General features: G+C 48.0%; 8 protein-coding genes. All 8 read right to left on the reverse strand.

What is annotated here, in order from left to right; genetic code table 11:
• Window positions 1-13: 13 nt before the first annotated feature.
• Entirely contained in the window at window positions 14-1,189 is a 1,176-nt protein-coding gene (locus V3851_RS04035; RefSeq protein WP_331845184.1) for a response regulator transcription factor, read from the reverse strand.
• Complete coding sequence (locus V3851_RS04040; protein WP_331845185.1) at window positions 1,182-2,930, reverse strand: sensor histidine kinase; 1,749 nt, start codon at window positions 2,928-2,930, stop codon at window positions 1,182-1,184. The genes V3851_RS04035 and V3851_RS04040 overlap by 8 nt, the downstream gene beginning before the upstream one ends.
• 853 nt (window positions 2,931-3,783) lie before the next feature.
• Window positions 3,784-6,096 carry a GH32 C-terminal domain-containing protein gene (locus V3851_RS04045; protein ID WP_331845186.1) on the reverse strand — a complete coding sequence of 771 codons (2,313 nt, stop codon included), beginning with the start codon at window positions 6,094-6,096 and terminating at the stop codon, window positions 3,784-3,786.
• Window positions 6,093-8,561 carry a PfkB family carbohydrate kinase gene (locus tag V3851_RS04050; RefSeq protein ID WP_331845187.1) on the reverse strand — a complete coding sequence of 823 codons (2,469 nt, stop codon included), beginning with the start codon at window positions 8,559-8,561 and terminating at the stop codon, window positions 6,093-6,095. The genes V3851_RS04045 and V3851_RS04050 overlap by 4 nt, the downstream gene beginning before the upstream one ends.
• A 28-nt stretch (window positions 8,562-8,589) precedes the next feature.
• Window positions 8,590-10,227 carry an ABC transporter substrate-binding protein gene (locus V3851_RS04055; RefSeq protein WP_331845188.1) on the reverse strand — a complete coding sequence of 546 codons (1,638 nt, stop codon included), beginning with the start codon at window positions 10,225-10,227 and terminating at the stop codon, window positions 8,590-8,592.
• Window positions 10,228-10,337: 110 nt separating this feature from the next.
• A complete protein-coding gene (locus V3851_RS04060) occupies window positions 10,338-11,234 on the reverse strand; it encodes a carbohydrate ABC transporter permease (protein ID WP_331845189.1) in 897 nt (298 codons plus the stop codon).
• An 11-nt stretch (window positions 11,235-11,245) separates the two neighbouring features.
• On the reverse strand, window positions 11,246-12,163 hold the full coding sequence (locus V3851_RS04065) for an ABC transporter permease (protein WP_331845190.1): 918 nt from the start codon (window positions 12,161-12,163) through the stop codon (window positions 11,246-11,248).
• A gap of 260 nt (window positions 12,164-12,423) precedes the next feature.
• Window positions 12,424-13,392, reverse strand: coding sequence for a LacI family DNA-binding transcriptional regulator (locus V3851_RS04070; protein WP_331845191.1), 969 nt, complete (start codon window positions 13,390-13,392; stop codon window positions 12,424-12,426).
• Window positions 13,393-13,523: the final 131 nt, after the last annotated feature.

Consider the following 13,523-nt stretch of genomic DNA (forward strand, 5'->3'; position numbering starts at 1 on the left):
GCATTACAGGACATTACTCCCCCTTAAGATCGGACATTTGTATCCCGGATCGGCAGGATTGGCAGGATTGCCGGTATTCACTGGGCAGCATGCCCGTCCTTTCATAAAATACCCGGCTGAAATATTTCTGGTCCGTGTATCCCGTATGTTCGGAAATCCATTGTATGTTTTTTTGAGTATATTGGAGGTATTCCTTGGCTTTGTCCATACGGATCGAGCGTAAATACTCGTTAAAGGTCATGCCTATAATATCCTTGAAGCATTGGCTGAAATAGCTGCGGCTCATATTTACCCGCTTGGCCATCTCGGAAGCGGTAACCGGATCGGATAATTCCTCGTGCAAAGCCTGCACCGCCCTCGCAATGCATTCTTTGATTTCCTCTGAATATTGAGGCTTTCCGATAGCGGCAGCCAAAGACTCTCTGGCTTCATGCAACCACTCCTCGACTTCAAACCACGCACCGAAGGTCTCCGGCAATTCCATTCGCCGATGGGTCACCGATGTATAAATTCGGTTCCATTCCAGCAACAAGGAGTTCAAAAACGCGGTCAGCTTAGCCGGCGGCAGAGCCGCTTCTTTTAAAGCATTCATAAACTGCTCGAATTCAGCGCTTTTATGAACCCAGCCCAGCGCCAGCCCGCTCTTTTTCAAATCCGCCAGCAAATCTTCATTTTCATTGGCCGACACGGAAAGGAGAGAGGACTTCGGGACTGCGTCGGTCCGCTTATGATCAGGGCGGGCATTATAGAACCAGCCGTAATCCTGATGATCATCTTCCTGGACCGGTGAAATGGCAAGCTTCATTTGATCTTCGAGAATTCTATCTTTGATTCTGCCCATCACTTCATCATAGCTGTCCGTTTCCAGTTCCACCTTGGCAATATAATCAATGGCGCCGAGCCGCAAACAATCCTGGATATATTCAAAGTCCTGATGCAGCGTGAGGACAACGATGGCGATATGGGGATACCGCTTGCGTACGACACGCATCAGCTCCATCCCGGACATGACCGGCATCGCCAAATCGGTAAGCAGCAAATCCACTCGATGCTCGGCCAGAAACTCCAGCGCTTTCTCGCCGTTCTTGGCTTCTCCCACGACCTTCATGCTGTACTCCCTCCAAGGCAGCATGGATATCAGCCCTTTGCGCACCAGATTGTCATCATCCACAATCAATACCTTAATCATTCGGTAGAACCTCCATGCTTGGTAATTTCAGATCGACCGTCGTTCCTTTGCCCAGTTCACTGCGGATTTCCAGGCTGGCCGACTCACCGTATTGGTTCTCTATCATCCGTCTCACATAGCTCATTCCGATGCCCATGCCCGCTTTCTGCTGTTCGACCTGCGTCTGATGCATCAGCTTCCCGATCTCTTCCTCCGGGATGCCTGCTCCGTTGTCATGTACGGAAAGGATAATCTGTCCCTCATCCTTCCTCACTTCCACCTCAATATATCCGTCATCATCAAGCCCATGGTAAAGCGAGTTCTCCAGAATCGGCTGCAAAATAAACCGGGGAATAGCGAGATCGAGTACATCATCGTCGACCTGAATCCGCACATCGAAGTTGAAATCATACCGGACCTGCTGCAGCGTCAAATATTGCCGGATGGAATCGATTTCCTCCCGGATCGTGGAGACCTGTCCCCGCTTGCCCAGGTTGTAATACAGCAGCTTATTGAGTGAGACCACCAGCTTGTCAATGTCCTTCTGTCCGTTCATCACCGCAAGCCAATGGACCGTATCGAGCGTGTTCATCAGAAAATGGGGATTGATTTGGTACAGCAGCTTTTCCACTTCCAGGTCCGCCCGCCTTTTCTCTTTGCGCCCTACTTCTTCAATCAGTTCATTAATTTGATCTTTCATGTTCTGCAGTTGCTTGATCAGGAAGTCAAACTCCGGAATCCACAGGCGCGGGGCTTCGGCAAGAGCCGTGTTGCGCTGCGTAATGGACTTGATCTGCAAATTGAACTGCTGCAGCGGAACATAGACCATTTTCCACAGAAACCAGGAGATGAGAAAACTGCTTCCCAGGAACAACAAGAACAAGTAAATCATCTGGATCACCCAGCGGTTCTTCTCATTGTTATATTCCTTTTGGGGGATCAGCGAAACGACGCTCCACCCCTGGTTGCTGGTGCTCTCAAACCAGTAATACCCGTCTTGCAGCCCCGATCCGTTACTGCCTTCAGCGTCATTAAAGTAACCGTTTATCTCAAAACTTTCGGGCACATCGCTATAGGCAATCCTTTTATCATTGTCCAGAATGAGGTAATAGGATGAATCCTCCAGCTTGTTCTCAAAAATGGACGGGGTCATCTTAAAGCCCGATTCGACATACACGTACATATCACCGGCATCTTCGGGCATATCCACCTTGCGCAGCGCCGAGATCACAAATTCGTCATTGTAGCGCTCATTGCTGATATGGGGACCGAAATAAGAGATTCGAAAATACTCGGCCAGCAGCGGCAATTCGTTAATCTCATAATCTTCCTTCACAATGGTACTGTTGAACAGGTAAGCACCTTGTTCCTTCGAGTAATACATCATTAAACCGATCGTCGGATTGGTAAAAGAGATCAAATTGAGCTCCGTGTTGATTTCTTCCGTCAACATCGCTTTTTCATACGGCTTATCTGAGGATAGGAGCGAGTCGACTTTCTTGCCGATGCTGCCCTGAAAAGCAAGCTGCTGGGACACATGGTTCAGGTTGCTGATCGTTCTCTCCAGGGATACTTCCGCCTGCTTTAGGTTGCTGCGGACGCTGCTCTCCAGATTGCCCGTCAAAATGGAGGACATCGTACGGTACGACAGCAGCGCTGCACAAATAAAAGGAATCAGTGTCCCCGTCGCAAAAATAAACATAATCCTCTTCTTCATCGTCGCCTGCTGCAGATAATTCAAAACCAGCCTGAGTACTCCCAAGGACATGCCCCCTTCTTGCCACAGTTACTCCCATTATTATCGCACCTATCATTCGACAAGCTGCAAGGCCATGCCTGCAAGCGCTCATACAAAGTCATACAGAATTCTCATTTATATTAATTCAAAAATGAGAAAGGTAATTTGCCCGCAGATGAATCATTTTTGAACGTTATATTATTAACCTTAGGTTAATTAACTTTACGAGCAATCACCGTACATCTGCTCCATTACATAAGTTGATCGGGTCAACATTGTCCGAAAGAAGTTTTAACCTGCTCTTCATTGCTCCATAATGGAAATTCGGAACGGCAACTATATTTTAGAAATGCGCCCCTATAAAAAAAGAGACCTTGCCTTCCGGCAGGTCTATTCCATCTTCCTTCTACTCATCTTACCAAGACTTATAGAACTCATGTTACAGCTTATTCATGAGCGCTCTGTTCTCGATGCGCGACACATAGCTGCATTTGCTTTACCCCATCGCCTAACCACAAACGAAAGTAAATTGTCCTGGCCTACGTAAAGGTTAAGTTCCCTTAGAGACTCGCTATAATCTCGACGCATTCGGGAGGAAATTCTGTCTACCGACTGACGAGTATCGCAATCCACTGTAACTGTCATTAATATATCCCCTCGGCTCGGAAATCAACAACTGATTTAATTTAACCGGCCAGATATATCACGGTGAAATTCTTGTGTCAAAAGAGCTTGATACTACACTTATAGATACTGCCGTTCTCCAGTCTTTGCTGCTTTCTCCACTGTATCAAGTAACCGGTGAAGTTTAACCCCATCCGCGAAACTTGGTGCTAATAGGGATATGTTCGCGATAGTCTTTACGCAAAATGTTCTTTCAGGACGTTGGAAATACTGCCGAAGCGCTTCTCCACCAAATGGAATGCATATCCCATACTTCCATAGATTTAATGACTAGCTCTCCATCTCCCCAGATTTCTAGCCCCAAGGCATCCCTCCGGCTCGGATAGACCCGGGTCGTCAGGCTTTTCAATCCGTTGGCATAGGCTTCGACCATAGAGCGGTCCAAATAGATGTGAAGCTTCAAATTCTCATCTAACAGCTCCAGCTTGCCGCCCTGAACTCCTCTGCACTTTTCTCCAGGATGAAGCGTCGTTTTTGTCCGATCCACCAAGAGTTTTGCTTCATTGAAATCATAGTACAGCAGGGTTTCCTCTTCTCCATCCGGTGTACACCGGACCTTGAGTCCGAGTTTTGTGGCACTAGCCGGTTCCATTTCCACTTGGATCTCAAGCATGTCGCCTTGAACATCCCTTAGCAAAACATTAGCCTCCGCCAATGACTTGTCACGGATCGATAGCCGTTTAGCGCCGCGCAGGGATTCCAGCTCTTGAATCGGCTCGATTCCCAGCCGTCCGTCATCCCGCAAATATACGCTGAGTGGCAAGCCGGCGTTATGCGCCCAGCCCGATTGATACTCCAGTTCGGACGTCCGGTCGCCTTGAGCGATCGTAAAGACGATGTTTCTGCCGGTTTTGGGATCGACCATTCCGCTCGGGCCGGTAAAATGGAAATCACCAACATCAATCAGTTCAGGCTCCTCCCGATCCGGAATGAACGAAAGATGTTCCTTATCAAGCCGTCCGATCCAATAGAACACCTCGACATCGGCGCCTTTTCCCACAGGGCTGACCAAAAGAAGATGCTTGCTCTCCCCCTGCTTGTCGGTACCAAGAGGAAGAAGGACAGGAAGCTCCCAGATCGGCCCAAGATAGGGGAACTTCTGAATATCCGCTTGATAAAAGGGCCCTTTGTACGTCCAATTCAGCATGTCTTTTGACGCAAAGGCCAGGGCGGCCCCGCCTCCGCCTTCGATTCCAGATCCGACCAGGGCATACCAGCCGTCATCATCCTTCCACACGAACGGATCACGAAAATCCCCGAATGCGCCCATTCCCTTCACCTGTACGATGAGCGGCTCCGGATGTTTAATCCATTGAACCAAATCCGGGTCACCATCCCGGGTATAAGTACTCCGGGCAAGCGCCACGCTCTGATTTGGAGAAGCACTGTCATTGCCCGCCGTAAAGAACAAGACAGGCAGACCGTCCGCATCGTAAGTTGCGCTTCCCGACCAGATTCCGTCCGGTGCAAGCCGATCCTTTTCAGGCGCCAGCGCCACGGGAAGATCACGCCAATGTACGAGATCCTTACTGACCCAATGCCCCCAATGGATATGATAAAAGAACGGCCCTAACGGGTTATGCTGATAAAACAAATGATATTGCCCGCCAAAATAAATCGGCGCATGCGGTTCGTTCATCCAATGGGCGGGCGGGCTGACATGATACTGGGGTCTGTGCCGATCCTGTAACAGAGGTGTCCGATCCAGCTTGATCTCATCATATTGAACCTGCGGCTTGACGCCTCCATGCGCGGAATCCAGCACATGCCGGTAAGAAGCGGCCACTTCCTCTGCACTTAAGGCCCGGTTGTATATTTTCAATTCATCGAGGATACCGCTAAACATCTGGAGGTTGAATACTCCCCCCCACTGGCTGCTGTGATTATTTTTGCCGATGAGCAAATCCGTGCCCGTTGCCTCGGCGAGGCGGGAACCGCGAGGCACAGAAGTACGAGCAATTTCACTCCCGTTCAAATACAGCTTGATTTCGCCTTGATCCCCATCGAATACACCGTTTACGTAAGACCATTCATTCTTGGGCAGCTCATGGCCGTCCGGTGACCAAATTTCCGTCCATCCGCCTTCTTCGAGCCCCACCTGAAAGGACCAGCAGCCGTGTCGGAACATGCCAAGCAGATAACCTTGCTCGCGCTCCCTATTATGGCGGTTCACAATGGCAGTCAACTTGCTTTCATAGCCCCAATCATAGGAGCGCGGCGCGACCCACACTCCTATGCTTAGTGCCGATAGAGATTCCGGCCCGCCGCTTGCGGCTCCCTGATTGACCGAATGAACGATAGAAGTCGAGTAACCATCGAATAGGAGCCCGCTTCCCGTTACTCCCTGTCTCCACTGCGGGCCGGTCGGTTCGGTAAATTCGGCTTGATTAAATACGTACTGAATCTCATCCCGGACTTGGGATACGTTCTCCAGAGCGCTTGCTCCTTCTCCTTCATCAAATGGCCAATGCATGATCAAACCCTGGTCATCCATTGGGAGGCTCATGCCTCATCCCTCCCTTCAGTCAGCTTAATAGTGCTACCGGGAGTAGTAATGGATTCAAGCGTATGGATCTGAAACAAATCCAGCACAACCTGCCCTGATTGCGTGCTTACCTCAACCTGCTCGATCGGAGCCTCAGGGAAAATTTGATCCGTCAGTGCAACCAGGCCATGATCCGCATACACTTCAACCGAATTGCGGTCCAACCAGATATGCAGCCTGATCTTATCATTCAACGCAACCAATCTGGCACCGTGCTTGCAAGCGAACGATTCGTGGAAATCCGTAGCCCCCGATTTTGAACGGTCGATGAACAACCATTGGCCCTCAGGGTCATATCCGACAACAATCTCGCTCTCCCCAGAAGATGTCAACGCGATATGAACTTCTTCACCGGACCTGAGATCGATATCCGCTTCAATCTCTAGCAGATCCTCCTTCACCTTCTGTAAAAATGGAGTCTCCGGCGTAACCGTGACGTCATTCCAGCGCATGGATTCTTTGCGAAGCTGCTCCATTTCCCGGACAGGCATTTGGGTCAAGGTCAACCCTCCGTCCCGCTCGGTCAGTGACAAGGCGCGAGGTAGAGTCATAGCCCCTCTCCAAGAACCGGTAGGCGTCTCGTTGGCATACTTCCAGTTACTCATCCACCCGATGATCACGCGGCGTCCGTCTTGCTCAGGAATATCCGACCAGGTAACTCCCGCATAATTATCTCTACCATAATCCAGCCACATGATATGATCGGCCGGATTGTCATTCATAAACGTATTTCCGTCGAACTCTCCGATAAAATATTGCGTACGCGATCCTTCAGGACAGTCGGGATTGTCGCCGATGCTTATGATAAGCACCCATTTGGAACGACCGGTGTCATCAATCGGCAATTCAAACAGATCAGGGCACTCCCAAACTCCGTCATGCGATCCTACTCCTTTACCGAATTCACTGGTCAACGACCACTCACGCAGATTTTCGGACTGATAGAATCGGACATGATCTCCCGCCACAATAACCATAATCCAGCGCTCGCTTTGTGCATGCCAGAATACCTTCGGGTCCCGGAAGTCAACAAGCTCATCCTCTGTGAGGACGGGGTTCCCTTCATATTTATGCCAGGTTTGGCCTTTATCGCAGCTGTATGCCAAGCTTTGCCGCTGGCGCGGCTGTCCGGTCTCCGGATGCGTATCCGCATGGGTAAAGAGCGCAACCAATCCATGAGAACCTTCGAACAATCCGCTGGTATTTTTCCAGTCCACCACGCAGCATCCGGAGAAAATAGCGCCGTGCTCATCCGGGAAAAGAGCGATCGGCATATGCTCCCAATGAACCAGGTCTTTGCTTACGGCGTGGCCCCAATGCATCGGTCCCCATTTATTGCCGTAAGGATGGTGCTGATAGAATAAATGATAGCTTCCCTCGTAAAAAACCAATCCGTTCGGATCATTCAACCAATGGGATGGAGGCGAAAAATGAAACCCCGGTCTGAAACGCTCATCATTATATTTCTTATTGGACTCTATCATCCGGTTGATCTCTTCTGTCGTCGGCATTGCTCCAAGAGCCCCCTTCCGTGTTGTCGCCAACGCTCCGCCGGCATTAGCGAATGTCAGCATGCTAATCATTTGTTGATTGGTTAGATCATATAAAGAACTTCCGGTTTCCAGGATCTTATACAGCAAGCAGCCCAGAAAGGCATCCCCGGCTCCGGTAGTGTCGATGGGCTTCACTTGGAACCCCGGCACATATCCATCCTGACCAGCCAAACGGTAATAGCAGCCTTTTTCCGCTAAAGTAACGACGATCAACGCGATACCGAATTGCTCTTGAAGTTCCAGCGAGCCTTTTCCAACATCGCTGGTACCCGTTATAAAAGAAAGCTCTTCTTCCGATATTTTCAAGATATCGGCATACTGCATGCCCCAAAGAATATTCTGCTTTGCTTCCTCTTTGCTCTCCCATAAGGCAAACCGGATATTCGGATCGAACGAAAGCAAAGCTCCTGCTTCCTTTGCCTTAAGAACCGCCGTCTTTGTTGCCGTACGGGCCGGTTCATGGGTCATGGACAACGAGCCGAAATGCAGAGCCCGACACGTTTCGATCCTGCCCAGCGGAACATCCGATGAGTGTAAGAAGGTATCCGCTCCCGGCTTCCGGAAGAAGCTGAAGGACCGGTCTCCCTTGTCATCCAGATGGACAAATGCCAGCGTTGTACTCGCTTCTTTCGTATAAGAAACTCCGGACACATCAACCCCGGCACTTAGCAAGGTATTATGAAGCAAGGAACCGAATTGATCCTCCCCGACCTTGCTAATCAACGCCGCTTTGGCGCCTAACCGGGATAGTGCGGCGGCTACGTTAGCCGGAGCCCCTCCGGGATTGCATTCAAACTGCTCGTTACCTCCGGCTGTGCGTCCTGCCGGAGTAAAGTCGATCAATACTTCCCCGATCGCGATGACATCAAGCACAGTTTCTCCCCACCTATCATCTAGTCATTTATTTTTTAAGATTTGCGTTATAACGATCCAGCCCGTTTTGATAAATGTCCATCAATTCATTCAGGCCCATCTTCTCCAGTGTCTTCACATAGCCGTCCCACTGCTCGTCTACGCCGCCATCAACAATGAATTTACCTCTTTGCGTATTTACATACTTAATCAATTCAGGCTCAATCTTGTTGATTTTGTCCAGTTCCTCCGGTTCAAAGAAGATGCTTGGATAGTTTTCCTTTTCCATGTACGCATTGTAATATTGCTCCAGATCTTTAGCACGCTGCTGGGCACGCGGCTCCAAATCTACAACTTTTCCGAAGTCATCGAAAGTAATGACGCCAGGTGCGCCCGATCCCGGAGCAACTTGTTGACGGAATTCACCTGCAGAGGAGGTTCCCTCAGGAAGCGGCAAATTCACCAGTTTTCCGTTCTCGTCTTTCTTATACACGATATCCAGCGGACCCCAGTGGATTTGAGCAGCCATGTAAGGTTCAAACTGCTGGTCGATCCAACGCATGGTGATTTCCGGGTTACTGTTTTCTTTTGTAATTACAAAGGAACCACGTCCTGGACCACCGCCATTGGCGCGTCCGATGGTTTGATCCCCATTTGGTCCTTTCAGCGGAGACAGCATAACATAATCCTTGGCGCGTTCGGTTCCGACAACTTCTTCGACTTCCCACCAGACATAAGATCCGAGCGTCTCATCTGCCGTTTTACCTTTGGCCAGATACTGTGCATCATCCTGAGTGAAGGATTCGGGATCAATCAGGCCCTGTTTATACCATTTTTCATGGATATAATTCAGAGCTTCCTTATATTCAGGCTGTGTCGCGGTAAAAATAACTTTCCCGTCACGGACGACCCGGTGCTCCAGGTTATCCGGAAGTCCAAAGGCCGCGAAAAGGCCGGCAATATCCGAACACCACTGCATGTGCCTGAAGCTTAACGGGATTTCGTCCTGCTTTCCATTGCCATTCGGATCCTGCGTTTTAAAAGCCACTAGTGCTTCTGTATATTCATCCAGTGTTTGTGGTACCTTCAGCCCCAGCTTATCCAGCCAGCTTTTGTTGATGACGTGAAAGAAAGGGTTGGTTCCCAGGTTATTCTCTTCAAAGGACGGCAGCCCGTAGATGTGTCCATCCGGTGCTGTGATCGATGATTTGATATCAGGCCGGCGATCGAGAAGCGCTTTCAAATTAGGCGCATATTGATCAATTAAATCCTCTAGCGGAATAAGGGTTCCGTCTTTACCGTAATTGATTAACTCGTAATCAGTGAATCCGGCCATATAAAAGGCATCCGGCAAATCATTGCTCGCGAGTAACAGATTTTTCTTTTCTGCATAATCGGCTTCAGGAATGTTTTCCCATTTGATCTTTACGTTCGTTTCCTTTTCCAGCCGCTTGAAGATTTCCATTTCCGAGAACACGGGTGCCAATGAAGCTTTCGGAGACACCATCTTTAATGTGACAGTATCGTTTACAATCGGAAGACCCGTTTTGTTAAAATTCGTGTCTTGAACCGAGCTATTTGCCTGATCTTTTGCCCCGTTACCGTTATTGCCGTTCCCCGAACATCCGCTAAGCACAAACGCTCCGGCCAACACAAGAATCCCTGCATTTTTGAATAATGACTTCAAGTAAATAACCTCCCTTTTTTTCATCCGACAAGATCCAAATCATGCACTGCCCTTCTTTTTCATTTGTCCGAATTTGCTGCACATCCCCCCTCTCAAGCACCATGCCAACATTAGCCCTTGATCGATCCGATCATCACGCCTTTAACAAAGTACTTTTGCAGGAAAGGATATAACATCAGCAGCGGCAAACTGGATACGATGATGACACCGTATTTGATCAATTCGGTAACACGCATTTTTGCTGCGTAAGATTCCACATCGATCATCATTCCGGAGTTAACCTGGTTTTGAACAAGAATGTTGCGTAACACGAGTTGCAGCGGATACTTGTTTTCATCGTTCAGATAGATCAAAGCGTCGAAAAAGCCGTTCCAGAAGCCCACAACATGATACAGCACCATGACAGCCAGGATCGACTTGGACAAGGGCAGGACGATGCTCCAGAAGAATCTGGTATTGGAACATCCGTCAATCGATGCCGCTTCCCACATTTCATCCGGGATGGACGATTGAAAAAATGTCCTCACGATAATCACATTGAATACGCCGCCTGCACCAGGAATAACAAGTGCCCAGATCGTATTCAGCATGTGAAGATCCTTGATCAGCAAATAGGTGGGTATCAGCCCTCCGCTAAAAAACATGGTAACCATCAAAAACCACATGATCGCCGATCTTCCTACCAGATCTTTACGGGCTAACGGGTAGGCCGCAAATACAGTCACGGCTACTCCAATTATCGTTCCCAGGGTCGCGTATAGAATTGAATTGGCATAACCGATCCATATGGACGAATCATTAAAAATCCGTTCATAACCATCCAATGTGAAGCCTTTAGGAAACAGCCAGACCTCACCAGAGTAGATATAGTTTGGGTCACTGAACGACGCAATCAGTACAAAGTACAACGGGAATAATACGAGCAGCATAACTATGGACAATAGAGCAAAGTTGATAATGTCAAACCATATGTCTCCTCTGCTCTTTCTCTTCATAAGTGGATTCAAGATGATTCCTCCTACCACAGACTAGTTTCTGTCATCTTTTTAGCGATCCGATTGACGGTGACAATCAGGATAATATTGATAAGCGAGTTAAACAGGCCAACTGCCGTAGAAAAGCTGTATTGAGCCTTCTGTATCCCCATTTCATACACATAGGTCGGGATAATATTGGAGGTACCATAATTCAAATCGCTCTGCATCAGAAACGCCTTTTCAAAGCCGATGCTCATAATGTTACCAAGGGCGAGAATCAACAGAATGACGATCGTTGGCAAGATGCTTGGAATATCCACATTCCATACACGCTTCCATTTGCTCGCTCCATCCATGGTTGCCGCTTCATGCAGTTCCGGATTGACTCCTGCTAGAGCAGCGAGGTAAATAATGGTCGAAAAACCAGTCTCCTGCCATATTCCTGACAAAATATACAGAGGACGGAACCAGCCTTCGTCGGCCATAAACAGAATGGGGTCTCCTCCGAACATGGTAATGATATGATTCACAATTCCACTATTTGGAGATAAAAAAACATTTAGCATACCGACAAGTACGACGGTAGAAATAAAGTGCGGTGCATAGATCACAGTTTGCACAAATTTTTTGTATCTCTTCCCAAGCATCTGATTCAGCATCAGTGCGATTATGATCGGAGCCGGAAAGCCAAACAATAACGAGAGAAAACTGAGTGAGAGCGTATTTGTTATGATAGTCCAGAAGTTATAGGAGTCGAAAAAATCTATAAAGTGCTGAAATCCTACCCATTCACTTCCCCAAATTCCCTGACTCGGTGAAAAATCCTTAAACGCGATTTGCACGCCGTACATCGGATAATACTTGAATACGAGATAGAGAATAATGATCGGCAGCAAAAACAGATACAATTCATAGTCGCGTTTGACCCGGCTCCATCTTTTGCGATTTGGTTTGATCATGGAATGATCCCCCCCGCTGGTTGTTGGATTCACTCTTATACTCCCTTTCCATGTAAAGTAATCAGCTGTTTTGAAACGTTTCCAAATTAGTTTAAGAAAACGCCAGAAGATCTATATCATAAATCAACCGAGGAGCTGATTTTTTTTCAAATGTTTATAAGAGTTAACATTTAAACTTGAAACGTTTCCAATTAAGAATAGAAAAACTTCAGTCGGCAAGGCCATGCTTGATAACTGATGTTTTTCCTCCCCGATAGAGATCATGTAGTTTCGCCTTGCTTAAAAATGACGGGAATGCGGTGCACCTGTTGTTCTAAAGGCTTACCCTCGATCTTGTTGTAAAGCAACCTAATCGCCATGCGTGCCATCTCTTCCACGGGCTGCCGGATCGTTGACAAGATAGGATGAAAATAGGGATGATCCTGAATGCCGTCATAACCAATGACCTTTACATCCTCAGGAACACGAATGCCATGCTTGCGTGCTCTTTCTATGTAGCTAGCGGCTAACATATCCGTAATCGCAAAAATGCCATCAACATCGCCATGCTCACTTAGAAATTCGTTAAAGTAGGCATCTTCATCCACGATGGGATCCGGTTTCTCGTAGATCACGACATCGACGCCCAAAGTTTGCGCCTCATGAACGAACCCCTTTCTCCGGTTCATGGTTTCACTAAAGACGGAAGTAACGCTACCCATAAAAGCCGGCTTTCGGGATCCGGCCTTAACAAGCTCTCTTAAAGCTAAACGCCCTCCTTCATAATTATCCGAAGTCACGCAGGTGATTTTCTTGTTAAAGTGTCTGTCGATACTAACGATCGGAATATCGTTGCTAACATTATTCTCGATATCATTGTAAGTTATGCCGACAATACCAGCCACTTTGTTTTGCCTGAGCATATCCAGATAATACAGTTCCTTTTCGGGCTTGCCTCCGCTGTTACATAGCATAAGCTTGAAGCCTTCCCGGTCAAGTTCATCCTCAATGTAGTAAGCCAATTCGGAGAAAAAAGGATTCCAGATGCTGGGGAGCAGTAAAGCTACCATCTTGGATTTCTGCATCTTGAAATTTCGCGCCACTTCATTAGGAATATAATTCAGTTTCTGTATGGCTTCCTCCACTTTTCTGCGTGTTATGGGTTTTACAGCCCCGGAGTTGTTGATGACTCTCGACACGGTTCCCACTGCAACGCCAGCTAGGTTAGCTACATCTTTAATGCTTGCCATATTACCCCCCCGAGCTCTCTTATGAACCATATAATATCACCAAACTGGAAACGTTTCAATAACTATTTTGGAAACGTTTCAAAGAATATGAACAAAGAAGTCTCCTTAATAAAATGAAAACAGGTAGTCCT

The sequence above is a fragment of the Paenibacillus haidiansis genome (genome assembly GCF_036553665.1).
Taxonomy (GTDB): Bacteria; Bacillota; Bacilli; order Paenibacillales; family Paenibacillaceae; genus Fontibacillus; species Fontibacillus haidiansis.